This window comes from Bacillus sp. I-2, from assembly GCF_001974945.1.
Lineage (GTDB): Bacteria > Bacillota > Bacilli > Bacillales > Bacillaceae > Bacillus > Bacillus safensis.
On record NZ_LZRW01000001.1, the window covers coordinates 44700 to 69998 of the forward strand.

Here is a 25299-nt window from a genome sequence, read left to right on the forward strand (position 1 = left end):
CACTCGTTCCTTCCTTTTACTGAATGGTTCTTCTTCTGATAACAAGAAGAACAGTTCCAGACACTACTAGTAAAATCCCTGCATACATCAAGTAACGCAGCCATTCTTCTCCAGTCTTTGGCAGCTCACCGTTTGAGTCATGAGGCGGATGCTGATCCCCTTTATCTGAGGCTGGAGGATTCGTGTGTTCCTCTTCATTCTTCACTGGTGCATTTTTTACAATCATTGTCTTGATCTCCACTTCGCCCATTTGAATTGTAAAAGCGAGCGGCTTCTTTAAAGCTACATAACCATCTGGTGCTTTCGTCTCTGTGAGTATATACTCTCCAGGTTTAAGCCCTTTGACAATCGCTTCTCCGTCTTTTCCTGTGGTCACAGATTTTATGGTTTTCCCGGCTTTTGTACGAATGTCAAAGGCTGCCCCTTTTAAGGTTTTATCTGTCTGCTGGTCTACCTTTATAATACGCAGACTTCCTAAGATCAAGTGATTCTTCGCTGTTAATTGAAGCGGCTTCTGCTGATTTTTCTCAATTGTGAACAGGATCGGCTGATGATCCAATTGATAGCCATGAGGTGCTTTCGTTTCAACGAATTGATATTGTCCCGGTTTTAGATCGTTGATGTGAAGCTTTCCTTTTTGGTCCGTTACAAGTGATTTCTTCAACGTTTTTCCTTCTTTACTCAGAAGAGCAAACTCTGCATTTTCCAGCGTATGTCCCTCATCGTCCACTTTGGTCAGTTCCACTGCTCCCGGCGTCAGCTTGTTAATCATTTCTACTTTTGCTGGTTTGTCTTGACCTAATCGAATCGTAAAGGTGACAGGTGTCTGATCCAATTCATAGCCGGCAATGCTTGCTGTTTCGACAAATCGATAGGTGCCTGGCTTCAGTTGATCGACTGTCAGTTGACCGTTTTTATCTGTCTTTAAGTCTTTCTTTATACGCTGATCGTGCTCATCAAGCAGATCGAAGGTCACTCCATTGAGCAACTGACCATCTTCTCCTTTTTTCTGAAGCTGCACAGCACTTGTCGTCCGAATATTTTCTTTTGTCACTTTCACCAGTTGATTTGGGTTGAATTCAATCTTAAAGTCTACTGGTTCTGCATCAAGTTTATGTCCAAAAGGAGCCTTCGTTTCAACCAATTGGTAAGCGCCTGGTTTCAAATCGTTGACAGTGATGATGCCTTTCTCGTTTGTTGTTAAACCCGACATCAATTCTTTGCCATCGTCATTGAAAAGGGTAAATTCTGCGCCTTTCAATCTTTCTTTTTCTTCCCCTATTTTTGTGAGTTCTACAGAACCTTTCTTAAGCTGATTGATGGCCTCCACTTGAATCAACTCTTTTTGACCTAATTTAACTTCAAAGACAAGTGGTTTCGTACTCAATTCATAGCCTTCAAGACTCTTTCTTTCAACAAATTGATAGGTTCCAGGTTTTAGCCCTGTGAAGGTGATCTTTCCATCCTGATTGGTTGTAACCCCTTCTCCTCCTGCCACTATCTTTCCTTTATCATCAGATAGATCAAAGACAACCCCTTCTAATGATTTCCCATCTTCGCCTTTTTTGTGCAGTAGCACTCCGCCTGTAGTGCGGCTATTTTCTTTTGTCACACTGACCAGCTTCTCAGGGTTAAATGGAATAGCAAAAGTGACAGGTGTTTCGTCAAGCTCATGACCGAATGGGGCCTTCGTTTCAACAAACTGATAGGTTCCAGGTTTCAGATCGTTGACGATGATCTTCCCGTTCTGATCAGTGACAAGACCTGTTTTCATCTCTTTTCCATTTGCATCTACAAGCTTAAATTCTGCTCCTTTAAGCACATCATCCTTTTCACCGCGCTTCGTGAGCTCGACAGCTCCAGTTTTAAGATCATTGATCACTTTGATCTCTGCTGGTGTTTTTTGTGCGACTTCGATGGTAAATGGATAAGGCTTATTTTTCTTTTCGTAACCATCAATACTCTCTGTCTCTACGAGCTGATATTTGCCCGGTTTGAGGTTGTCGACCAAAAGCTTCCCATCTTCATCTGTTGTCAAATTTTTACGCACAACTTCGTCATTTTGATCCCTGACTTCAAATCGAACACCTTGAAGTTTCTTGCCATCTTCCCCTTCTTTCATCACTTCTAATGCACTTGTTTCATATAGGTTCTTTTGTGAAATGACGACTGGTTCCTTTGGATCAAGTGGTACTTCAAATTTGATTGGCGTTTCATCTAATACATAACCATCGGGTGCTTTTGTTTCAATGAGGTGATACGTACCCGGCCTTAGTTCGTTTATCGTGATCTTGCCATTTTCTCCTGTGACAAGCGAACCTTTTAGCTCATGCCCATCTTGATCTAAAAGCTTGAACTGTGCACCTTCTAGTCGCTCTCCGCCTTCACCTATTTTGCTCAATTCTGCAGAGCCTTTGATGATGTCATTTACTGCAGTTACAATTGTTGTTTCTGTTTGATTTTCTTTAATGGTGAACGGCCATTTTTGCTGATTTAACTGATAGCCTTTCGGTGCGTTTGTCTCCACAAAATAATAGGAACCTGGCTCAAGATGTTTGAAAAGAATTTCTCCTTTTTCGTCCGTTTTCAAATCGGTTTGGACGGTATCTCCAGATTCATTTTTTAATTCAAATTCTGCATTCTCTAATGCTGCACCCGTCTCTTTGTCTTTTTTCGTTAACTTGACATGCTGGCGGATTTCTTGGTTTTGCACCGTCATGCTATTTCCTGTTTTCGCTTGATCTCCTGATTCGTAAGGCTGATCAATCGTTACATGGATCGGTTCCTTCGTTTTAATATAACCATCAGGTGCTTTCTCTTCTGTCACGATATAGTCACCATACAGAAGACGATCAAATCGAAGAGCTCCTTCTTCATCTGTTGTCTTTGTACCTATGACAATACCGCTCGCAGCATCTGTCAGAGAGAAGCTTGCTCCTTTTAGCGCTTTTCCACTACTCGCATCTACCTTTTTAACGGTTAAAGCACCAATCGATCCTGTGCCATCTCCCATGCCAGCGGTGCGTTTGACCACAATTGAGGCTTCGGATTCCTTTTTGATTTCTTTTACATTTTCACCTCTAAACGTCACTTCGTTTTGAAGTGTACTTCCCACTTTATCTAAAATGAGAGATTGGTATTCCAAAATATATGGTCTCGTGATTTCTTCTTTAAATTTAATTTGAAAAGAATCTGGATCGAATTCAAGATCTAGCTCATAATCCTTCCCTTTTTCCAGCTCTTCTCCTTTTGTCACTTGCCCCTTTTCATCTATTGTCGTCGAATAGAGATGAAATGAGTTTTCTATTATGGCTTGGTTACTGCTTGGATGATCTATAATCGTCGCATCTTGGACTGTTGATTGACCAAAGTTGATATTTAGTTTCCAATCAATGACTTTTCCTTGTTGATTTCCTGATTTGCTCGTGTATTTCCCCCCATTTGGAATGGACACCACAGCATTCACATCTGATTCTTTTGTCTGTCCATCATAAAGGGTCGCTTTATTATCGTAGGTTTTCTGTACTAAATCCATTCCTTCAACACTTGTTTGATACGTGATTTTGTATGGAGAATCAATGGCTTTTTTGAAAATGACTTCGAAGCCTGTTTCTCCCTTTTCATTTTCAAGGAATTTGATGTCGTAATTTTCTTTCGCTAATACCTCTTTTTCTTCCGTACCATTTTCCCCGCCATGTAAATCAAGCGAATAGACGGTGATTGAATCTTTAAGCAAACGCTGGTTTCCTTGAATGAAATCTTCAATTCTCGCCTCTTCTAGATGTTTCAAGTTATAGTTCACACCGATATTCCATGTGATCTCTTTTTTCTTTGCATTATAAGTTCCGTTTTTGAAGCCATTTGACTGCGTGTATGTGTCAGGCGTGAAGACAGATTGATTTTCCTTCGTCAAATCCTTGCCATCTTCATTTACCCATTCGAGCTTTACATGATTACGCAAGTTTTTTTGATCTTTATCTGCTCTTTTTTCATAATCAAAAGACGTTGTATATGTGACGGTATGTTCTGTGTTTATTTCTTTCGTAAATTGAATATCAAATCCATTTGCATGTTCAACTACTTGATAATCTGTGCCTTCTTCAAGCACTGTATTACCTGTCGTCACTTTTAAACTATCTTTTTGCAGCGTCAATCCTTCGTTTGTAAACGTATCTTTTAATATCACATTGTTCATCGTTTGTTGATCTTTGTTGAAGGTGATACGCCATGGAATGGTTTTGTTCTTGTAATTCGGTGTTCCATGACTTTTCGTTAGGATTTGCTGGTCAATTCTTTGCTTCCCTTGTTTGCTCTCTTTGCCAGCTGTTACAGTATTGATAATCTCTTCAGCTTCGAAAATCCGCTCGGTTGCTTTCGTTTGATAGGTGATGAGATAAGCCGATTGAATATCTTGATTGAATTGCAAGGTAAACCCGTTTTGTTCATCCTTTTTTTGAGGTTGAACCACATAATTTTCAAACGCTTTTGTTCCTGCTTCGTTGCCATTTTGATCAATTGTGACTTCTTTGACTTGAATGGAATCAGATATCAGCGCCTGTGTGCCGTTAAAGAAGTCTTCTAATAAAGCGTCTTTTTCAACAATCTTTTTTTCGTTATAGTTATATCGAATTTCCCATGTAATTGTTTGTGTGACTGGGTCGTATTGGGCGGCTTTTTTATTTAAAGGACTGCCTCTTGTCACATTCACTGTTCCTTCTGCTGAACTGATCACTTTATCACCAGAGACAAGGGACGCTTTATTACGAAACGCAGACTGGTCTTGATTCGTAATGTCCGTTTCATACATTAAACGGTAAGCTAGATGAACGTCATCTTTAAATTCAATCGTGAAATCTTGACCATCTGCTGTTTGGCCAATTGTGTAGTGGTTTTCGTCAAGCAGCTGACCAATCGATGTTTCACCATTTAGCTTTGTATCAATACGATAAAGCTTAATTGAATCTTTTTTTAACGCCTGACCTTCTTGAATCGGATCTAACAGTTTCGCTTGTTTCTCATCTTCTAAATCCATATTAAAATCTACTGTCCATTGAATAGTTTCAGCATTGTAAGATCGATTTGGTTCTCCCTTTTTAGAGACGTTTGGGCCATTTGGAATGTATTGAATCGGGATTGATATTTTATCCTTGCCTTCAATCGGGGTAATGATGACTTCTTTTTCTTCAGTGATGACTGTTTTTTGATCCAATTGTGTCCACACTTGAAGTGTTCCATGGATATTTGAATATTGTTTGATAAAATCGGTGAACTCGATGGAGGCATTCCCGCTCTCATCTACAGAAAAATAACCAATGGTTGCCTGATTAAATTTCATCTCGAGACGGTCGATTTTTTCGTAAATGACTAATTCCTCTGGAACCTTGAATTGGAATTCATCCCCGCCATTATAGCTATGCCCGTTCGGGATGGCCCACTCATAGTTAATGGAAATAAGCGAGTTGATGTCAGGCTTTTCAACTGAATTTCCTTCCTGATCTTCAAATATTAATTTCGCATCAGTGAGGAGATTTTCTTGTATCAGCATTTGTTTTGAAACACTTTGCAGCCCTGCACGCTTAGATACATTCACTTTGTTTTTTAGTAATTCATCTTCATCGCTTTGTTTCGTTTGAGCGGCTTCTTGATTCTTAGCATCTTTTTCAGATAAGGTTGACTCCTCTTTTGGAAGGCTTTCTTCACTCTCGTTTTGCTTTGTTTTCTCTTTTTGCTCAGCTATACTGGTGACATCGATGTCTATTGATCTTTCTAAATTTGGATCAAGCTCAACATCTTCTTTAAATATGACCGTCACTTCATTTTGTTTTGAAACGGTATACTCACCAACAATTATGTCACCCACAGTAATGGGTTCCTTCTGCTCCTTTTCTACCTGGATGGCAGAAGGGAGAGAGAGTACATACGGATATTGCCTTTTTAGATCAATTCCTTTTATAGACCAATGCACAGTGGCCTTTCTTACTTGCTGATCTTCCATGCTTGATAACTTATTGCCTTCGCTATCAGCAAACTCAATATCCCCATAAATGTTTTCTTGAATTTCTTTTGCTTGTGCCCCTGCTAAAGGCAAGACTCCTAATATACTAGACTGTATGACTAACACGGTAATGAGTGCCAGCGCCAATATTCTTTTCAATACATCCACCCTTTTCTAAATTTAATGTTCACCAATGATAAAAAAATCATTTGTATACTGTCTGATCAATCACTCCGCTTCTGATCTAATATTTTTTTAAAAATTTGCACCTTAAGACCCTATGAATAAAATGAGTTGATCAATCATGAGTAGTGGATTCTATAAATGGATTGGGGTCCATAGAAATGGGGAATAGTGAGAGGGATCATGAAGAATGTTTCTATTTATACTGGAATAAACAATAAATTATAAATACATGCATATATAAGCATGTACTCACATATGGTTCGTTCATATGAAACAAGCATGTATCTTATGGTATGTATGGTTAGACAGTTCAGCATCATATAGACCGCATTCCTTTCTACTCCCTTTCATATGGTAATCAAAAAGCTGCTGTGTTTTATTCTTACATTTACCGTTTCAACAGCAAAAAAATAAACTTAAATATCTAAAATGATCCATTTTTATAGGATTCATGGCTTACTTATCACCTTTTAAAAGAAATATATGAAGAATCAGGGCATAACATTTGTTTTCGTCTAATTTTTTTCTCTTTTATCATGAAAAGTGAAGACAAAACGATTTAGCCTAAACATTAAAATCATTTTATGCCTATTTAGAAAATCAAATGTTCTTTAAGTGAACTTCATCATATAGAGGCAAGCCAAGGGAAGGAGTTAGTTGTTTAATGGAGCTCATTGATAATAAATCAAAGAGATGGATAAAAATTTTAAAACTGCTTGTATCAAAAGATAAGTGGTGGAGCCTTCAAGAGATATCGAATGAACAAATAGGTTCGGTTCGTGCCATTCAAAGCGATTTAGAACAAATGAAGTCGTTCCAAACAGAGAACGGAGAGCCGTTAATCCACATAAAGCCAAGACAAGGCATATCCATTTGTTATACACAGACGATACGAGTCGACTACTATATCAAAGAAATTCTAAAAGATACGATTGAAATTCGATTGATTGACGGCGTTTTCTTTGAACAAAACAGGTCTTTCTATGAATGGATGGACACGCTGAATATCAGTAGATCCACATTGTATAACACCATTCATAAAATCAATTCGCTTCTTATCTCGTATGACCTTGAGTTACGACCAGATAGTATGCAGTTCCATGGAAATGAGAAGGAGATTCGTCAATTTTTTGTGGAATTTTTGTTTGAAGTCTATGGAAGCAGGCTTTGGCCATTCGATGATATTCAAAAGCAAGATGCAGTTGATTTTTTACAAAAGCTATTTCAGGTGCTCGAAGTCACTCTACCTGATGTGGCTATAGATAAATTTTGCCTATGGCTCGCCGTTTCCATACACCGAGTGAGGAAAAATTTTACCATACGACGCAATTATACGTACTCAATGGATAAGGAAAAACAAACATCTACAGCTAAAGGTATCTATAAACAAATCAAAAACTTGGAAGAACACGTTTGCCAAATGACAAAGGACACTTTTGGTGTTACGTTGGATCGTCACGAATTTGTCTTTTTACTATTGATTGAACCAGCTATTGGCCATTATAAATCAATTGAAACTGTCGAAGAAAAATTGACGTTCTTTCAATCGCATACACCACACCTCTTCGAAGCCATTCATTCCTTTATCAATCAATTGGAGTTGATTTTTCATCAAGAGGTGGCTAATCGCAAGGTGATGACGCTGATTCTTCTCCAATATTATGTGTATTCTAGGGAAATTACCGTAAGAGATGGATTCCTTTTCAAAAAGAAATCGAGGTATTTATCAGAGGTAAAAAAACAGCTTCCTTACTTCTATTCGAGGATTACTCATATCATCCAAGAGTTAAAAACAGACGATATACTTGCTTCTTTTGTGAAAAATGAACGAGAATTGATTCGTATCATTACTTCTAACTGGAGGGGGCTTGTTCATTTGGAAATGGATCGGAGAAACGTGTTGAACATTTTTGTCATTTCAACATTAGGTTATAATCATAGTTTGTTGATTGCGGATTTAATTAAATTAAGATTGCCTCCTCTCATTCATATTTTCACAAGTCCAGAAAATACATTAAATGAACTGACAATGGATCGACTTGGGATTGATATGATTGTGACTGATACTGAGCTTCCTAATCAATTAGGACGGTCTACGCTGCTGATCAGCTCTTTTCCAACAAAGAAAGAATTGGACAACTTGCACTCAAGATTGGTTGGTATGACAAACTAATATTCACAAGAAAAGCTGCTGAGGAGCTCTCAAGCAGCTTTTTTCTTCTGTATTAATGAAGCACTATTTGTTCATTCATCAAATCAATGGCGTAAAGCGATTGCTCATATTCATCTAATAAAAGGTAGACTTTGAGCGGTGCAGCGGTTTGATCTGTCTGCTGCGTGAATAGGACACAAGTGAATTTTTCGATTCCTTCTGGCAGCTTGCTTTTCAGAAAAGGATGAAGAATAGGAGAGATTCGAAGGGTATCAACATCTTTTAGCCAAAGCTCATCTTGTAACGCAGGATAATGGTCAACCAAAAACTGACGAAACACTTCCAATGTACTCAAGGTAGATATCCTCACTTTCTTCTATTTATGGCTTTAAGCTTACCTAAAAACAAACATGTTCAACTCATCCTATGATCTCAGTCCGCCTATTTTCGCATACTACTAGAGACACGATTTCATTTTTCTTCTAAAAGAATTGTAGATCAACTTTACTGTCATGGGTTTTCATTATGTATGACGTTTACTATATGAAATACGAATTCCAACCGATGGACCTATGATCATATTCTTATCTGTTTCTTTCGTGATGAAACGACAACTTCCTTCTACAAAATTCCATTTTTATTCTAAAAAGAGGAAAATGGACAAAAAAGAACAGTTGCTCACTGTTCTTTTAGAAGTTATGAAAGGTCTGTCAAAGAGAACACTTCACCGCTCACTGCATCAACGCCTTCATGACAGTCGAGCTTTCCGCATAAAACATATTGTTTTTGCACATCGTCATAGACGTAGATGGGTGTAAGTTCGAGGCTTTCCTTCAATTTTTCAAAGGCTTCTTTCGGAGATATGGTGATTTCACTAGCTGTTTGAGATGGATTGAGTATCCCGCATACTTGAAACATCTCTTTTTTATCTATGTAATTAACGGCTTCAAAAGTGCTGGCATCAATGAAGACCTTGATCTTATCCATAAATCCAAAGCCTTCTTGCTCATTCGTTTTTAATATCGCTTGGATGTAGCCATGATCACGGTGGAGTGTTTTTAGCACCCACTTCCCTGTATCCTTTGAATATTTTTGCGCCAAAAAGGTTCGAACCGCTTTGATACACGCAGCTTGATCTTCTTTTGAGATCGGGAATGTATCTGGCGAAGGCTCCAGTGAGAAGGCTTGTTCAGCAGTAATGTCTTCGTTTATATTGATTTCCTTTTTTTCAAAAGCTTTGTTTAACGGTTCATTCCACTCCATGACCTGATGCATATGTATACAATGCGTTTCTTCACGCCCAATTTCAAACGGAAGCGTGCCTGTTCCATCGTTCTTCACATAAATTTCTTCTAACGCATATATAGGGCGGATTCGATTCTGCTCGAAGGATGGCCAATCAAACCGCTGCACTTGCTGCTTAGCTAAATCCTCGATCCTATTAATGGAAAGCACATATTCTTCAGCTCTTAATAGTTTTTTTGCCATAAATGGCCCTCGATGTGTAAAGTGAATGAGCTGCCCCTGTTCATCCCATTTCACTTCGATTCTGCCTGAAGGCGTCACTTTCACACCATCTATTGCTTCTTCGAAAAAAAGTTCCCCTTTCTCCTTTTGATGCATGTGAAAGTGCTCGCCATAGATCAACCCTGTTTCTTGTTCAATCCATTGAATGACATGAGCTGGATAAGGCCTCTTAAATGTGACACCATTCTTCGCGAAGGTTTTGTCCATGACAAAAATGACCGTTTCAATCTGGCCTGTATTTAAGTTCACGTCAATCACAGCTGTGCCGTCCGGGTTTAAATCATCGTCCTCGGATTCAGCTTCATGAGAGGGAAACCATTCCATATTCAATGTATAAACCGTTTCATTGAACATATTGACGTAACGATGAAAACTGTGTCTTTTTAAATAGTAAAGATCTAAACCAAATTTCGCCTTTGTCTGATCGATCAGTTGTTGAATGTTTGCATTCATTTGTTTCACCTCAAAATTCAGTTTTATGGAAGAATAAAGATGACGATAAAGATGAAGATGATGATTACAGTTAAGAACCCTAAAGCTATTGCCATTATATTTGACTCTTTTGTATAGCCTGTTAATTCGCCTTCAGTCGACCGGTCGATTTTTCTAAAGCGAAAAAGCATGCTTATATTAATAAGAGCTAGAGCCGTAATCAATAAGAAAAGTAGAAACATTGGTTGGATATCAAAGAATGGGTTCGATACATTTTGGAAACTAAATGACTGAAAAAACATAAGCCCGCTCATTATCAGTTTCCAAACATTATCCATCCTCTGTTCCTTCTCCCACTCTTCCCCTAATTTTTCTCTTTCATAAATAGCTATCTGCTCGTAAATTGGAATGAAGGACTTTGTTGATCCTTTTTTAATAAAACCATAAATACTTTGAAGGAGCATTAAAATTCCTAAACAAAGAAAGAAGTGTGTAAATCTAATTTCAACAATTTGAATCATCATATAAAAAGCGATGATTAAGATAACGGCTATTAAATTAGAGACAGCTATTTGTTTTGTCCTCATCTTTTTCAGTGCAGCTTGTTCCATGCAATACTCCTCTCCGTTTCAAAGCTTTCTGTTGAACGCTCTATCTCTATTACGATTTTAACGAAAAAATGTTTCAATATTTTCCCTTTCCATTGCAGAAATGGAAAGGGAAAGACGCCCATCATTCAATGGACGTCTCATACTTCGTAATGAAATCCTCACATCATTTCTTGAGCAGCTGTTCTGTCTTTTATTTGCTGAGATGCCATGTGTTTAAAGTCCTCAACAGACAGCTGCTTTGACGTCTTTTCTCCGTGCTGTCTGATATTTAGTGTGTTGTCTTGCATTTCTGTATCGCCAATGACCCCGATATAAGGAATTTTTTGCATTTGTGCTTCTCTCATTTTGTAGCCAAGTTTTTCATCCCGCTCATCGATTGTGGCTCTTATTCCGATACTACTTAATTGCTGCTGCACCTCTAAGCAGTGATCAAGGTGAACAGTTGAGACAGGGATGATTTGTACTTGTACTGGTGCTAGCCATAATGGGAAAGCGCCCGCAAAATGCTCGATGAGAATGCCTAGGAAACGATCTAGAGAACCAAAAATGGCACTGTGAATCACAACTGGCCGTACCTTTTCATTTTTTTCGTTAATATATGTTAAATCAAATTTCTCCGGCATTTGGAAATCCAGCTGAATTGTGGCGCACTGATGGCTCCGCTGCAAGGCATCTTTGATATGAAAATCGATTTTCGGACCATAAAATGCCCCATCTCCTTCATTTAGCTGGTAGTCGACCTTTAGACGATCAAGCACATTTTTTAGTGCTGTTTCGGATATTTCCCAAATAGCATCATCCCCTAAGGCTTTTTCTGGACGAGTGGATAGCTCGACTGAATACTCAAACCCAAATGTCCGATACACATGATCAACTAATTGGAAAATCCGTTTGATTTCAGCTTCGATTTGATCTTCTCTTAAAAAAATGTGGGCATCATCTTGGCAAAATGTTCTGACCCTGAACAATCCATTTAACGCTCCGCTAAATTCATGACGATGCACCTGACCAAACTCAGCCATTCTGATCGGAAGGTCTCTGTATGAATATAAGCTGTTTTTGAACATGAGCATATGCCCTGGACAGTTCATCGGTTTTAAAGCAAAGCTTGTATGGTCTACTTCTGAGAAATACATATTTTCATGATAATGATCCCAGTGCCCTGACTTTTCCCAAAGCTCTTGGTTCATCATAAACGGTGTACTCACTTCTTCGTATTGCGCTTTTCCTCGCACTTCTCTTGAAAAGGCCATTAATTCATTTCTGACAATTTGACCTCTTGGTAAATAGAACGGCATACCTGGCGCTTCTTCTGAAAACATAAAGAGGGATAACTGTTTCCCTAATTTCCGGTGATCACGTTTATTTGCTTCTTCCATGAAATGAAGATAATCAGCTAGATGATTTGGATGCTGAAACGCTACACCATACACTCGCTGTAAGACATCCTGATTGCTATCTCCCCGCCAATAAGCCCCTGCAACACGTGTTAGTTTAAATGACTTTAAGTATCCTGTAGAAGGTACATGCGGCCCCCGGCATAAATCTACAAATTCTCCTTGCTGATAAACTGTGATGGCTTCTTGAGAGGGTAAATCTTTTAAAATATCTAGCTTATATGGATCATGTGCAAACAACGATTCAGCTTCTTTGTAAGAGACCTCCTTTCTTTGGATGGGATGATTCTCATTTATGATGTTTTTCATCTCTTTTTCAATTTCCGCCAAATCCTCTACGCTTAATGTTTGATTGAGCTTCATATCATAGTAAAATCCATTTTCAATAACAGGTCCGATCCCCAGTGTGACATTGTCATATAACCTTTTCACAGCCTGGGCTAATACGTGTGCAGATGTATGGCGCATCACTTCAAGCCCTTCTTTTGAATCAAGTGTGACAATAGACAGCCGAGCATCGCTGTATAGCTGTTCACTTAAATCAACCATTTGATCATTGATCCTACCTGCCACTGCTTTTTTTCTTAAGCTCAGACTAATATGGGAGGCAACATCTGCGACAGTCGTACCTGCGGGAAACTCCTTTATCTTTTCATCCGGAAATTGAATCTTCACCATGTTTTCTCTCATACCTGACACACCTTTCATATTTTTTGAAATAAAAAAACACACCCATCCCGCGTAAAGGGACGAATGTGTAATCCGTGGTTCCACCCAAATTCCCATAATGCGTATTCGCTTTATGGCTCTGGTGCCGTAACGTGGCATTGACGGTACTGGATACTGCGATTTTCCCCAATACAGCTCAAAGGTGGTAAGACAACTTTTCTGCGTTAGGAAGATTTCAGCGTGACTTCCCTCTCTGGTAACCGATAAAAGCTGCTCATGTCCTTTTCAAAGCAATGATCCTATATGAGTGTACAAAAAAACACACCCATCCCTCATAAAGGGACGAATGTGTAATCCGTGGTTCCACCCAAATTCCCATAACGCGTATTCGCTTTATGGCTCTGGTGCCGTAACGTGGCGTAGACGATATTGGATACTGTGATTTCCCCAATACAGCTCAAAGGTGGTAAGACAATTTTTCTGTGTTAGGAAGATTTCAGCGTGACTTCCCTCTCTGGTAACCAGTAAAAATGGCTCATGTCCTTTTCTTCGCTTTTAATTTCTCCATATCTTACATGAAGATGATGGATTGTGTAAAGGATTATTTTGTGCAGTGATAACGAAATTCATTCTTTAAATGTAATATTGCGCGTATTCACTTGGGCTGTATTCAATTTGATACGCAGGAGATAATTCACGTTTCACTTCTTTCGTGATTCGCTCTCCTTCTTGATTAAACTTCCTTTCCATGTCTACGCCATTTGGCAGTAAATCATCGGTCTCTTCGTCAAACCAGCGGCCATACTGTATGACCCAATTCCAAATCTTTGAGAAAAGGGTATCGCTTACTGGTACATCATCTCTTTCTAAATGACATTGACAATGCCCGCAATGAAAAGGTTCACCACCGTAATCTCCTTCAATTTTCACAAAGGGATGATCTACAAACTCTCGACAGCACACCCATTTTTTGAAGTGCTGACCGAACTCTGTCAGTTTAAACGAGTAATAACGCATGGAAGTTCGTTTTCCTTTCATGTCAAAAATCCCTTGATCAATTAATGTCTTCAGTCGATATTCAATAAAATCATCGCCGATATACTGATCTAAATGACCAATGACTTCTCCTATTAGACGTGGAGTGACGATGTACTCCTCTTCTGGCGCGGACTGATGAAGCCGCTTAGCCATTTTCACTAAATAAGCATCAAATTCATCTTCTGGTACGCTGATCATTTGTCCTTTTTGCCATATCCGCAGCGTATGATTTTCTTTAGCAAGTGAAAGCCATTCATTTTGTAATCTTTCTCTCTCTTCTTTTGTCACTGGGTGAATATGCTCTTTACTCTCATACAAAATTTTAAATTTTTCAGATGTGATTTCTCCGGAATGTCGAAGGATCATTCTTCTTGTATTCGTATTGAACAGCTGATCAAATGCTGTCGTTGTATTGATTACAGACAATTCAACCCTTTTTTCTTTTAATAAATAGACGGCATATCGCAAGCCAATTTGCTCATGGGCATTACTGCCTGTCCAGATGAGTATACGACTGCCAGCTTTTATTTCTTTTATTTGCTGCAGCATTCTGTGCTGATCGTTAACCATGTCGTCAAAATAGCCAAATTCATTTGACATCACGTTACGCAGCCACTCTATACGGTTCGCTTGTCCTTCATGTTCGTGTAAATGTAGAAGTGGTCCAATCGAATAAATATCATCAAAAGCGATAATATTATCTATTTGATCTTGCTTCATTTCACGTATTGCTTGTTTTAAACTACCGGCAGCTGCCGCCCCAAATATGATATGTATCATTATTCGACTCCCTTTATCTTACAGTTTATTTCATCTTCACCTATTCATGGTGCTTGCGTCAATTCTATTAAGTCAATTTCATTCAAAAGTATGACAAAGAGATGATCAGATCTTTACAGAAGTGATCATGGCAGAACCGTGGAAGCTAGACTTTTACGAAAAACGAAAAGCCCCATAAAATGGGGCCATTTGCGTACAACCCGCTCTGAGACTTTCTTTCTGATTGATTGATTTATTGATAGAATTCTCCTAAAAAAAGGGATTTTCATATCTTTATTCACAAATTCCCCTTCACAATCGTTCTCTTTGCTTTTTTGATCATTTGCTAGTCACTTTTGTATTAAAATCCTTTGACCACTGTTCGCACAGGTTTCGCATCCAATTCAATTTGATCATAATACCTTAAGGTTTTGACAGGCACTTTACTTAACATAGAAAAATCACCGATTTTGAACATCCTGCATCTCCTCCGTTTTGTTGATCTGATCAAAGTATAAACCTTTCAGTAAAGGGGAAAGTCAACAGAAGAATTTCATTTGCATAATCATTTGATGAAGTTGAATAAATTTTCCAAAAGCGCAAAAAAGCCTAGATTTCTCTAAAATCTAGGCTTTGCCCATTATCCTAAAATTTTTTCTAACAATCCCATCTGCTCAACAATCTTCATATCATTCATAAACCCGTTCCAAACTTACTTTATTCTCTTACACGTTCATCTTCTTTTTCAATTTTTATTGCATCAAGATCATATAATAATATTTGATCAATTTCTTCTATTTTCATAGAAGGAATAGTATCGGCTACATTTGTTTTATTTTTCATATGATCACTCCAATAATTGAAATAAACCGCTCATCGCTCCTACTCCAAACAATCCAATCTTTCAAGACACTTCAACATGGTTCCACTTTTAAAAGAATTGAATATGGAACCCTCGCAAAACCGCTCAGCTCTCACAACCCCCATGATGAGAGCAAGTACACACTGCACATTTAAATTTGAAATGTCCACATTCTCGATATCGTTCAATCCACCTTCAATGCCATTTTCTTTGAGGATTTCTCTGTAGCGGGTAAGCTCCATCTCTTGATGTTGTTCTGCAAAGGTATAGACATCTTCGATAAAGCGTTGGACCGTTTCAGAATAATGCACAAAAGGCATCTGGATTGGGCGTTCAGCTGTTCCATCATTTTCTTGATCGATCACCCATTCTCCGATATGGTCCTCGCGGAGCATCGGTATGTATTTTGTTAGACTATCAAATTGGCTCATCGTTATCCTCCTCTATTTTTAGAATGCTTTCAAGCCCGACAATAATAAAAGGAACCATATGATCAACTGAATCGTACGTTTTATTATTTTTCATCTTTTGTTTCGTGGTGGCATCTATTCAAAATTAGGCTGGAGCCTTCAAATATATCAAAGGCTCCATTTCCAACTAAACTGCTTTAGCTAAAATAATAAATCTGTGTTGTTTTGCGTCAAAATAACCCTTTTGTTCAATGATTTTATGAATGGTGTATAATTCATCCTTGAAATTACTTATTTCAAAACCTGGCACTTGCCAAGAAATTGCTTTCAGATAATACACCAATGCTCCAATATCATAAAATCTTTGAACAGGAAACTCTTCTGCACTTTTCAACACCTCAAAATGATTCTCCTGTATTTCGTTTAAAGCTTTCTTTAAGTTCCAATCAATAAAATCTTTATTTATTGGTACCCTTAGATTCTCATTAATCTCTATGCAATCGAGTCCACCGACTTGTTGAGTTAGAAAAATACCTTCTTTCGAGATAATTCTTCTCACCTCTTTAGATGAAAATGACTCATGTTGATTGATGATAAGATCAAATTTTCCAGTCTCAAACGGAAGATTTCCATCATTAGAAATTTGAACTACCTTCACTCCTAAAGGTGTTAATCGTTCTTTTGCGATAGGTACATTAGGCAAGTAACCTTCTGTAGCATAAACTGACGTTGGAAAAGGTCTTAATTTCGATAAAAACTCTCCACCACCTGTTCCCATGTCCAGCATTGATTTTGCATTTTGAACAAGAGAAGTAGCTATACTACCATATGACCATGAAAGCAGCTCACTTTTCATTCTTCCAGTTTCAGATATGAATGAGAAATCCCACCCAACAAAAGGTTCATCTGCTTGTTTTATAAATGAAGAAAACTGTTTGTCATTCATCATAATCCCTCCAATTATCATTTTGAGTTTAATGATTAAATATTTGGCGGGCCTCTTACGAATGTATAAAGTTGTTATATTTCATGTTCTTTCAGTCTCATATTGAATCACTCCCATTAAAATACTTAAAATTATATTTAAAGAGCACCTTGCCGAAGACCTTGATTTTATATTCATCCAGCTGATAATTGAGTGAGACATGAGTTGTTTTGAGAATCGAGAGTACATGATGGGTGTCTCATTATAGAGGACTCAGTACAATAAGAATCCTAATAGGAAAAATAGATTGTTAGTTAAAGTAAAACCCCTCCTGTTGGAAGGGTTTTTATCATTTAGATACTGCCTTTTCTATTGCTGGTTTCGGTCCATCATAGCTGTCATTTCCTTTTTACTTAAGAGATAAAGACACCACACACTCCACATGCGCGGTATGCGGAAACATATCAACTGGCTGCATGTATTCGATTTTGTAGTCTTTTGACATGTATTCAAGGTCTTTTGCTAGTGTGGATGGGTTGCAAGAGACGTAGACAAAGCGTTTTGGTTTGACTTGTTTGACGGTGTCTAAGAAGGTGCGCTCGCAGCCGGTTCTTGGCGGGTCGACGACGATGACGTCAGGACGGAAGCCTTCTTTGACCCATTTTGGCAGCCAATGTTCAGCTGTTCCTGTCACATAGGTCGCGTTTTTCATGCCGTGTTTTTTGGCATTTTTCTTGGCATCATCAATTGATTCTTTGATGACATCCATTCCTCGTACCTCTTTGGCGCCATCTGAAAGCCACATTCCAATGGTTCCAACGCCGCAATACGCATCGACAACCTTTTCTTTTCCTGTCAGTTTGGCCGCTTTTTTCGCTTCATCGTAAAGCTTTAGCGTCTGCTTCGGATTCAATTGGAAGAAAGCACGTGCACTTAGTTCAAAAGAGACGTCTCCTAAAAATTCTTGGATGACCATATTTCCAGCTAGGTGAGATGTATTATGGCCGAAGATGACCGACGTTTTTTCACCATTAATATTGTGCATGATAGACGTCACTTCTGGCAGACGTTTTTGAATGGCTTCGGCGATTTCTTTTTTCTTTGGAAATTCAGGTTTTGATGTGACAAGAACGACTTGTACTTCACCTGTTTCAAAGCCCACACGCACGACAATCGAGCGTACGTCACCTTTTCTTGTCCGTTCATTGTAGACCGATACGCCGAATTTCTCTAAAATTTTGCGGACAACGCCTGTTGTTTTGTTCGTTTTTGGATGCTGCACGATACATTCCTTGATCGGTACAAGCTTATGGGAATTTAGTCCATAAAGTCCTGCAATGATGTCTCCGCTGTGAGAACGTCCTACTTGGAACTGACTTTTGTTTCGATAATGCCACGGATCTTCCATGCCGATCGTTGGCCGAATATCAAGCTTTTCAACCGATAGCTTTGTATGTCGCTCCATTGATTGAATGACAATATCACGCTTTTCATTTAGCTGCTGCTCATACGCCAAATGCTGCAGCTGACAGCCGCCGCACTCTTCGTATACTGGGCATGGCGGTTTGACTCGATGCTCGGAGCGCTTTCGCACCTTCCTCACTGTACCTTCAGCATATTTTGCTTGGACATTCGTTGCCTCAACCACCACTTCCTCACCTGGAAGTGCACCTGGGACAAAGACCACTTGCTTTTTAAAATAACCGACCCCTTCACCATTAATGCCAAGGCGTTTAATGGTAAGCGGGAACTGCTGTCCCTTTTGCAAAAGGGCACCTTGCTGTTTTTCTTTCACTTTATTCTCTCCGTTCTATTTGAACCCTTGATAGGTTGTCTTCATTTTATTCCATCTCATTAGTATATCACGTCTTAGACAAAGAGAGAAAATTCCTTTCCGTTATTTATCTGTCTCAATGCTTCTCCATAAATATAAAGAAGCGTAGCTTAAATATGGAGTCCATTCCTTGCTTAGCGCTGCCATCTCTTCTTTTGTCGGTTTTTCAGGCAGGTCGAAGTGTCGTTTGATTGCGTTTTGAATGCCGATATCTGCCATCGGGAAAAGATTTGGTCTTCCAAGCCCATTCATGAGCACATTTTGAACCGTCCACGGGCCGATCCCTCTAATCGGAAGCAATCGCTCTTCCACCTCCAGATCGGATAAATCGTGTAATTCCTCTAAACAAAGTGAGCCGCTCACAATTCGTTTCGATACATCGATGACATATTCTGCTTTTCGCTGACTAAATTGAAGCTTTCTCAAATCATCTGTTTCAAGAGAGGCAATGGTTTCTGGTAAAGGATCAAACCATACACCTTCTATTTGCTCGCCGTACGTATGGACAAATCGTTTCGTGAGCTCGTAAGCAAACGAAAGATTAAGCTGCTGATGAATGATGCATTTCATTAAACAATGATATAAATGGAAATCAAGCATGAGCGGCGTTCCGATATGCTGCTCAAAAATGGGCGCTAGATTGGTTTGAGAAAAATGGTCTTGAATCATGTGTAATTGATGCTCCATGCCAAATATCCGTTTCACCTCAGAAAGAAGGGGTTCCTCTGGGCCGTTTGATTGCACCCGGAACATAGGCGCATCTTTTGTTCCAGTAGCTTGAACGATGACCACGTACGGTTTTTGCTCTAATCTGATCGGCACTTTGATTTCTCTTTGACTCAAATCGACTGCTTTTAATGGATCACTTGATAAGCGTCTAAGCACTTGATCGAAATGATACGGCGGCTCTACCGCCAGCTGTTTTTCCCACATACATGTCCTCTTCCTTTCTGCAAACATACGCAGATGTGATTGTTTCATTTTGCATGAATGATTCTCTAGATTGAATACTTTTAAACATAAAGAGTACAAGAATTTATCAGTTATATCTTCCTTATTTGTGGTCATTCTCCTTTTGGATAGATGAAAGTTTTTAGTCGAATTCAGCTAAAATTCGACAGCATCCTGCAACATTTTAGGCTCATTTTCCTTAAATTAGAAATAGAACCTCTGGGTGATATCTTCCATTCTAAAAATATTTGTATAATTATGACATATCAAGGAGGTGAACAAAGAAATTAGCGGATTAGGCAATCATTTGTTTTATCTTGCAGGAACATATTTACCTCATTGATGACCGGCTTCACTTAGTTTCACATTTTACAAAAAAGAAGACCCAAAATTTTAAAACAAAGGAGATCCGACCAATGAAAAAAACAATTCTTTCTGTTGCCCTTGCCACTGCTGTTTCTTCGACACTGCCAGTATTCGCTGACGCTGCTGAGCCAAAAACTTCAGCACCTGTTTCTACTACATTACAGCAAACCGTTTTAAACAAAGCTGCTGAAGGTAAAGCATCTACAACTGCAGGAAACGTTAATATTAACTTTGACGTACTTGGTATTGCGAATGCATTAATCAATGCTGCAAATGCTAACACAAACCGTGAAGGCTTTGTGAAAGGATTAATGGAGTCTGCTTTCTATGCTGCTGGCGCAAAATACAATGTCATGGTATTTAACTTAAGCCAAGGTTATGAGACTCGTTTCAACGGCGTCAAAACGTTTGCTACTGTGAAATACGGAAGTATTACGTACGGAGTCTGGGTATTCGAAAATGGATCTTTCACAAACAAAGGTGACGGCGGCTACATCAACTGGGCATTTAGAGGCTGGTTCGACCGTAATGGTGGTTTCGTCAACTTCCGTCGTCCTTAATTCTCGGTTTTATCCATCAATCATACACGCACATTGAACCGATCTCAAAAATGAGATCGGCTTTTTTTATGAAGAAAACGTATAAGTTCACCGGTGCTGCTTCATGATATAATGCAAGTCTGGAGGGGTGCACATGCTGAGAAAACTTGCAGTGACAAAAAACGGCGACTTGATTGAACATGCAACATTGCAGCAGATTTCAAGCCCCGATATCGCCTGGTATTGGATTGATTTTCATGCGCCAACGGAAAAGGAAGCAGCGCTTTTAAAGGAATATTTTCATTTCCATCCGCTTGCGATTGAAGATTGTTTTCATTATTTACAGCGTCCCAAGCTTGATTTTTATGAAGGATATTTGTTTTTCGTGCTGCATGCCCTTAATCAAAAAACGCTTCGTTCTGAGGAAGTCGATCTGTTTGTTGGTGAAAACTATATCGTGACCTTTCATTTGAAAGAAGCGCCGTACGTTGAACGTGTGATTCGAAAGCTCAAAGGGTCTGATAAAGCGAGAAACAGCGGACCTGAGCATATTGCCTACATGCTGATTGATCAGCTTGTTGATGATTATTTCCCTATTATTTATCAAATTGAAGACAGGCTGAATGAAATTGAGGATGAAGAAGGGCATAAAACGTATGGCACGTTGATGAACGAAGTATTTGGGATTCGCTCAGATTTACTCAAACTGCGAAGAACGATTATCCCGATGAGGGACCTTTTATATCGTATTGTGAACACAAATATGATGAAAAGCGATACAAACCGCCAAGCGTATTTTAATGACATTTATGATCATCTATTAAAACTAACCGAAATTGTTGAGTCAAACCGTGATATGACAGCCGATTTACGAGACAGCTATCAGACGCTGAATTCCAACCGGATGAATGCGATCATGATGACATTGACCATTGTGTCGACCATTTTTATTCCACTGACCTTTATTGTTGGGGTGTACGGAATGAACTTTGACAACATGCCTGAATTACACTGGAAATACGGCTATTTTGGCGTGCTGATTTTCATGGGTCTCCTCGTCTCAGGGATGCTTTTGTGGTTTAAACATAAAGGGTGGTTCAGGATTTTTAAATAGTACCCTCTTTTGTTTCATCGTAAAATAATCAAAAAGCCTGCAGGTCTTCTGCAGGCTTCAGATTGTTGACAAAGGGCTAAAATGATCTTGATTTTAGCCCTTTGTCTTCTTTTCAGCGTGATAGAAAACCTTTGAAGTCTAGGAAGGACGAGCATCGGAGCGGAGCGAATTTGACATTCGTGAGCACCGAAGCGCAGAACTGACAAAGAATGCGAGGGTTTGTCTACACGCTGAAGCCTGCAGATCTTCTGCAGGCTTCTTTCTATAGCTGAGGCAGATCCCATACCTTTTCAAGCATGAGATCGTCTAGACTTTTAAAGGAATATCCTTGTTTTTTCAGAGCGGTGATAGCATCATCCAGCGCTTCGGCATTGTCTCTTGAGACGGTATGAAGTAAGTAAATGGCACCTGGGTGCGCCTGCTTCATCATTTGATCATAAGCATACTGTTTTCCTTTTTGATGATGGATATGCCAGTCGACAAACGCTACTGACCAGAAAACCGTTTGGTAACCGAGCTGTTTTGTTTCTTTTAGTACCCTTTCACTGAACACACCGCGCGGCGGACGAAGATAGAGGTTATCCTGTTTTCCTGTGATTTTGTACACAGCTTCATTGACACGATCCAGCTCTTCTTTGATTTCCTTTGTACTCTTTGTTGTTAAATCTGGATGATGATAGGAATGGTTGCCAATGATATGACCTTCTTCTGCCATACGTTTGACAAGCCCCGGCTGGTCCTTTACAAAGTGACCTGTCACAAAAAAGGTGCCTGGTACTTGATGTTTTTTCAGCACGTCTAAGATCTTGGGCGTGTACCCATTTTCATAGCCATTGTCGAAGGTAAAATAAATCTCTTTCTTTTTCGTGTTGCCTAAATAGAACGCATCATACTTTTTTAAGAGTGCCGTCAATTCTTTGCCCGCATCCGGCGGCCTGTGCTCTTTACTTTTCGCAAATCCCCAGTGGATGGGCTTATTAGACACGGCTCCTGCTTCTGAGAGAGGCATGGAAACAAAAAGCGCACATAAACAGATCAGCATGAATTTTTTCATTTACGTCACTTCCCGGTTTTTCTTCTATTGTGCAGAATAAGACCGAGACTCATACACCGATTCACCTGCCAATTTAAAGAAAAAAGCCCGCACTGCGCGAGCTATTCTTCCTTCCAATCATTTTTAAACCGTTCATATTTCGCTTCCAGGTCGTCAATCATCTGAATCAGTCTGTCTATATCCTCAACGTCTGTTGATTCAGGATCTAATGAATCAATCACATTCATAAACATATCTAATCGGTTCTTTAAATAATCAACCTGCTGCTCTTTGCTGTCTGCTGCCTTACCCATCGATACACTCCCTTTAGCATTTGTTTATAGCTTATCTTTTTTTCCCTTGTAAATCAATTGTGTCCCCCCTTGCGTATAACCGTGATGAGGCTTAAAATTAACTGTTGGCGGGTCTACGTTTGCCCGAATGAAAAGGAGATAGATACCATGAACCAAAAAACAGCACTTCGTCCGATCACACCTGCATACGACCCTTGGGAAGCCTATCTCGATGTGCAGGATTACGGAGAAATGAAGCTGACAAATATTGAATTTACGACAACAACATTGTGTAACATGAGATGCGAGCATTGTGCGGTCGGTTATACCTTACAGCCTAAAGACCCGAATGCACTGCCGATTGATTTACTGCTTCGCCGTTTAGATGAAGTTCCGCTCCTGCGTTCACTTAGTATTACAGGCGGAGAGCCCATGCTTTCTCTTAAATCTGTACGGGAATATGTCGTCCCTTTATTAAAGTATGCCCATGAACGCGGCGTGCGTACACAAATCAATTCAAACTTAACCCTTGATTTAGCGCGATATGAAGAAATTATTCCATACTTAGATGTCCTTCACATTTCACATAACTGGGGCACTGTCGAAGAGTTTGCAACGGTCGGTTTTGCCATGATGGATCGAAAACCAACCTTTGAACAGCGCGAGAAATTATTTAACCGCATGATTGAAAATAGTCAGGCACTTGTCAAAGCGGGCGTCACCGTATCCGCTGAAACCATGCTGAATAAGCGCACGCTTCCATATATCGAACACATCCACCGGCAAATCGTCGAGGAAATGAAATGCCAGCGCCACGAAGTTCACCCGATGTATCCAAGTGATTTCGCCAGCGCTCTTGAATCATTGACGCTTCCGCAAATGCGGGATGCGATTCATCAGCTGCTTGATATTCGTGATCAAAACACCTGGATGCTGTTTGGCACCCTGCCATTTTATTCATGCAGCACAGATGAAGAAGACCAGCGACTCCTCAACCGATTGCGCCAGGAGAAAAATGTCACGGTACGAAATGACCCTGATGGACGCTCACGGTTGAATGTGAATATTTTTGATGGGAATATTATTGTGACAGACTTTGGCGATACACCACCGCTTGGAAACATTGCAACTAATACATTGCAATCAGCCTATACACGCTGGATGGACACGAAATTAGCAAAAGAACTAAATTGTCATTGCCCAAGCGTGCAGTGCCTCGGTCCGAATGTTTTAGTGAAAAACAGTTATTATCAAGATGTTGATTTTACTTCTCGTACAGCCAGGGGGTAACCGATAGATGGACGATACATTTCTGACAGTGGTCAAAAATAAATATATTGAAATTCTCCTTGTTGGACTCGTTCTTTGGCTTGCCGTCTTTATGATTAACAAAGCCCTTCAAATTTTCTTTAAACGAACTGAGTTTATAGAGGACAAAAAGAAGAAAACGATCGAGAGCTTGGTCAAATCGGTCACGCAATACACCGCTTCGATTTGCTTTGTGCTCTATGTCATTTCTCTTTTCTTTCATGACTTTGGGAAAATTCTTGCGGGTGCTGGTGTCGCTGGGATCGTCATCGGTTTTGGCGCTCAGACGCTGATTCGTGATATTTTAGCAGGCGTTTTTCTCATCTATGAACGCCAGATTCATAAAGGGGATTATGTGACGGTGAATAACCTCTTTAATGGAACCATTGAAGAGATTGGTCTCCGCTCTCTGCAAATTAGAGAATGGAGCGGCAAGCTGTTAACCATTTCTAACGGAGATATCCGGCAAATCCAAAACTATAACATGCACTACATGCGGATTACGGAATCTGTGTTAATTAGTGCGAATCAAAACCCTGATATCGCCTTTCAAGCACTTGAATCAGCATGTGACAATTTAAATCAAATGCATCATGATTTTCTTAAAAAAGATGAATTCCAAAACGCCATTGAACCCTTTCAGGTTCATGGAATTATGGGTCTGAATAAGCTGAATCGCGGGATTGAAATCACAGTAAAGGGAATGGTCGAAGACGAAAAATACTTCGACGCCGCCCTCGCTGTGCGAAAAGAAATGATCAAACAACTTCATCAGCATGATGTCAAATTGCTTGAGGATCTCGCTTATCCCCAGCCTGCAAAATAACCTCATTTATGATGGGGTTATTTTTTTATTTGTTTTTTGTTAACCAGTTAATTATAATGTTATTTAGTTAAT

The 25299-nt window shown here is 39.4% G+C and carries 18 protein-coding genes, 1 pseudogene and 2 other annotated features; of the genes and pseudogenes, 5 read left to right on the forward strand and 14 right to left on the reverse strand.

Features of this window, described 5'->3' with window-relative positions; all coding sequences use genetic code 11:
• Positions 1–16: 16 nt before the first annotated feature.
• Positions 17–6154, reverse strand: a complete 6138-nt coding sequence (locus BAE31_RS00290) for a SpaA isopeptide-forming pilin-related protein (RefSeq protein WP_076839083.1) — start codon at positions 6152–6154, stop codon at positions 17–19.
• Between the two features lie 691 nt (positions 6155–6845).
• On the opposite strand from BAE31_RS00290, the gene BAE31_RS00295 reads away from it, so the two are divergent.
• Positions 6846–8354 carry an AcpB/EbpR/MafR family transcriptional regulator gene (locus BAE31_RS00295; RefSeq protein ID WP_076839084.1) on the forward strand — a complete coding sequence of 503 codons (1509 nt, stop codon included), beginning with the start codon at positions 6846–6848 and terminating at the stop codon, positions 8352–8354.
• Between the two features lie 52 nt (positions 8355–8406).
• Here BAE31_RS00295 and BAE31_RS00300 read toward each other — a convergent pair whose 3' ends face one another.
• From BAE31_RS00300 to BAE31_RS00340, 11 genes and pseudogenes are all read right to left on the reverse strand, one after another.
• Positions 8407–8688, reverse strand: coding sequence for a hypothetical protein (locus BAE31_RS00300; RefSeq protein ID WP_003217864.1), 282 nt, complete (start codon positions 8686–8688; stop codon positions 8407–8409).
• 341 nt (positions 8689–9029) lie between these two features.
• Positions 9030–10313, reverse strand: a complete 1284-nt coding sequence (locus BAE31_RS00305; protein ID WP_076839086.1) for a hypothetical protein — start codon at positions 10311–10313, stop codon at positions 9030–9032.
• A 23-nt stretch (positions 10314–10336) separates the two neighbouring features.
• Complete coding sequence (locus BAE31_RS00310; protein ID WP_076839087.1) at positions 10337–10903, reverse strand: hypothetical protein; 567 nt, start codon at positions 10901–10903, stop codon at positions 10337–10339.
• Between the two features lie 158 nt (positions 10904–11061).
• Complete coding sequence (thrS, locus tag BAE31_RS00315; protein ID WP_083703952.1) at positions 11062–12990, reverse strand: threonine--tRNA ligase; 1929 nt, start codon at positions 12988–12990, stop codon at positions 11062–11064.
• Positions 12991–13042: 52 nt separating this feature from the next.
• Positions 13043–13267, reverse strand: a binding site (T-box leader).
• Between the two features lie 37 nt (positions 13268–13304).
• Positions 13305–13528: a binding site (T-box leader), on the reverse strand.
• A 74-nt stretch (positions 13529–13602) separates the two neighbouring features.
• On the reverse strand, positions 13603–14787 hold the full coding sequence (locus BAE31_RS00320; protein WP_076839089.1) for a DUF1835 domain-containing protein: 1185 nt from the start codon (positions 14785–14787) through the stop codon (positions 13603–13605).
• 379 nt (positions 14788–15166) lie between these two features.
• Positions 15167–15244, reverse strand: a pseudogene (locus BAE31_RS19415) (MerR family DNA-binding transcriptional regulator); the annotation flags it as partial.
• A 239-nt stretch (positions 15245–15483) separates the two neighbouring features.
• Complete coding sequence (locus BAE31_RS19985) at positions 15484–15609, reverse strand: hypothetical protein (RefSeq protein WP_255222342.1); 126 nt, start codon at positions 15607–15609, stop codon at positions 15484–15486.
• 39 nt (positions 15610–15648) lie between these two features.
• Entirely contained in the window at positions 15649–16059 is a 411-nt protein-coding gene (locus tag BAE31_RS00325; RefSeq protein WP_076839091.1) for a DUF6508 domain-containing protein, read from the reverse strand.
• Between the two features lie 166 nt (positions 16060–16225).
• Complete coding sequence (locus tag BAE31_RS00330; RefSeq protein WP_369810490.1) at positions 16226–16987, reverse strand: methyltransferase domain-containing protein; 762 nt, start codon at positions 16985–16987, stop codon at positions 16226–16228.
• A 385-nt stretch (positions 16988–17372) separates the two neighbouring features.
• Positions 17373–18758, reverse strand: a complete 1386-nt coding sequence (gene rlmD, locus BAE31_RS00335) for a 23S rRNA (uracil(1939)-C(5))-methyltransferase RlmD (protein WP_076839094.1) — start codon at positions 18756–18758, stop codon at positions 17373–17375.
• A 102-nt stretch (positions 18759–18860) separates the two neighbouring features.
• On the reverse strand, positions 18861–19730 hold the full coding sequence (locus BAE31_RS00340) for a DNA-3-methyladenine glycosylase family protein (protein WP_076839096.1): 870 nt from the start codon (positions 19728–19730) through the stop codon (positions 18861–18863).
• 434 nt (positions 19731–20164) lie between these two features.
• On the opposite strand from BAE31_RS00340, the gene BAE31_RS00345 reads away from it, so the two are divergent.
• Positions 20165–20674 (forward strand): hypothetical protein, encoded by a 510-nt coding sequence (locus tag BAE31_RS00345; RefSeq protein ID WP_024425256.1) that lies wholly within the window; start codon positions 20165–20167, stop codon positions 20672–20674.
• A gap of 133 nt (positions 20675–20807) precedes the next feature.
• The gene (gene corA / locus BAE31_RS00350; RefSeq protein ID WP_076839097.1) at positions 20808–21767 is read left to right on the forward strand and encodes a magnesium/cobalt transporter CorA; all 960 of its coding nucleotides are present in this window, start codon (positions 20808–20810) and stop codon (positions 21765–21767) included.
• Positions 21768–22029: 262 nt separating this feature from the next.
• Here the strand turns inward: corA and pdaA are convergent, their stop codons facing one another.
• A complete protein-coding gene (gene pdaA / locus BAE31_RS00360) occupies positions 22030–22821 on the reverse strand; it encodes a delta-lactam-biosynthetic de-N-acetylase (RefSeq protein ID WP_025093504.1) in 792 nt (263 codons plus the stop codon).
• A 101-nt stretch (positions 22822–22922) separates the two neighbouring features.
• Positions 22923–23114 carry an SE1561 family protein gene (locus tag BAE31_RS00365; RefSeq protein WP_012009274.1) on the reverse strand — a complete coding sequence of 64 codons (192 nt, stop codon included), beginning with the start codon at positions 23112–23114 and terminating at the stop codon, positions 22923–22925.
• A 147-nt stretch (positions 23115–23261) separates the two neighbouring features.
• Between BAE31_RS00365 and yfkAB the strand changes: the two genes are divergently transcribed.
• Together yfkAB and BAE31_RS00375 are read left to right on the forward strand one after the other, a co-directional pair.
• A complete protein-coding gene (gene yfkAB, locus BAE31_RS00370; RefSeq protein WP_076839100.1) occupies positions 23262–24383 on the forward strand; it encodes a radical SAM/CxCxxxxC motif protein YfkAB in 1122 nt (373 codons plus the stop codon).
• 7 nt (positions 24384–24390) lie between these two features.
• Complete coding sequence (locus BAE31_RS00375; protein ID WP_048240110.1) at positions 24391–25227, forward strand: mechanosensitive ion channel family protein; 837 nt, start codon at positions 24391–24393, stop codon at positions 25225–25227.
• The last annotated feature ends 72 nt before the right edge of the window (positions 25228–25299 follow it).

What these genes read in the sequence shown, in the direction of transcription:
- BAE31_RS00320 (WP_076839089.1), bottom strand. Translation starts at nt 14,787, where the DNA reads ATGATACATATCATATTTGGGGCGGCAGCTGCCGGTAGTTTAAAACAA.
- yfkAB (WP_076839100.1), top strand. Translation starts at nt 23,262, where the DNA reads ATGAACCAAAAAACAGCACTTCGTCCGATCACACCTGCATACGACCCT.
- BAE31_RS00310 (WP_076839087.1), bottom strand. Translation starts at nt 10,903, where the DNA reads ATGGAACAAGCTGCACTGAAAAAGATGAGGACAAAACAAATAGCTGTC.
- BAE31_RS00305 (WP_076839086.1), bottom strand. Translation starts at nt 10,313, where the DNA reads ATGAATGCAAACATTCAACAACTGATCGATCAGACAAAGGCGAAATTT.
- BAE31_RS00325 (WP_076839091.1), bottom strand. Translation starts at nt 16,059, where the DNA reads ATGAGCCAATTTGATAGTCTAACAAAATACATACCGATGCTCCGCGAG.
- pdaA (WP_025093504.1), bottom strand. Translation starts at nt 22,821, where the DNA reads ATGAAAAAATTCATGCTGATCTGTTTATGTGCGCTTTTTGTTTCCATG.
- BAE31_RS00330 (WP_369810490.1), bottom strand. Translation starts at nt 16,987, where the DNA reads ATGATGAATGACAAACAGTTTTCTTCATTTATAAAACAAGCAGATGAA.
- BAE31_RS00340 (WP_076839096.1), bottom strand. Translation starts at nt 19,730, where the DNA reads ATGTGGGAAAAACAGCTGGCGGTAGAGCCGCCGTATCATTTCGATCAA.
- BAE31_RS00345 (WP_024425256.1), top strand. Translation starts at nt 20,165, where the DNA reads ATGAAAAAAACAATTCTTTCTGTTGCCCTTGCCACTGCTGTTTCTTCG.
- BAE31_RS00365 (WP_012009274.1), bottom strand. Translation starts at nt 23,114, where the DNA reads ATGGGTAAGGCAGCAGACAGCAAAGAGCAGCAGGTTGATTATTTAAAG.
- BAE31_RS19985 (WP_255222342.1), bottom strand. Translation starts at nt 15,609, where the DNA reads ATGAAAAATAAAACAAATGTAGCCGATACTATTCCTTCTATGAAAATA.
- corA (WP_076839097.1), top strand. Translation starts at nt 20,808, where the DNA reads ATGCTGAGAAAACTTGCAGTGACAAAAAACGGCGACTTGATTGAACAT.
- thrS (WP_083703952.1), bottom strand. Translation starts at nt 12,990, where the DNA reads ATGAGAGAAAACATGGTGAAGATTCAATTTCCGGATGAAAAGATAAAG.
- BAE31_RS00375 (WP_048240110.1), top strand. Translation starts at nt 24,391, where the DNA reads ATGGACGATACATTTCTGACAGTGGTCAAAAATAAATATATTGAAATT.
- BAE31_RS00295 (WP_076839084.1), top strand. Translation starts at nt 6,846, where the DNA reads ATGGAGCTCATTGATAATAAATCAAAGAGATGGATAAAAATTTTAAAA.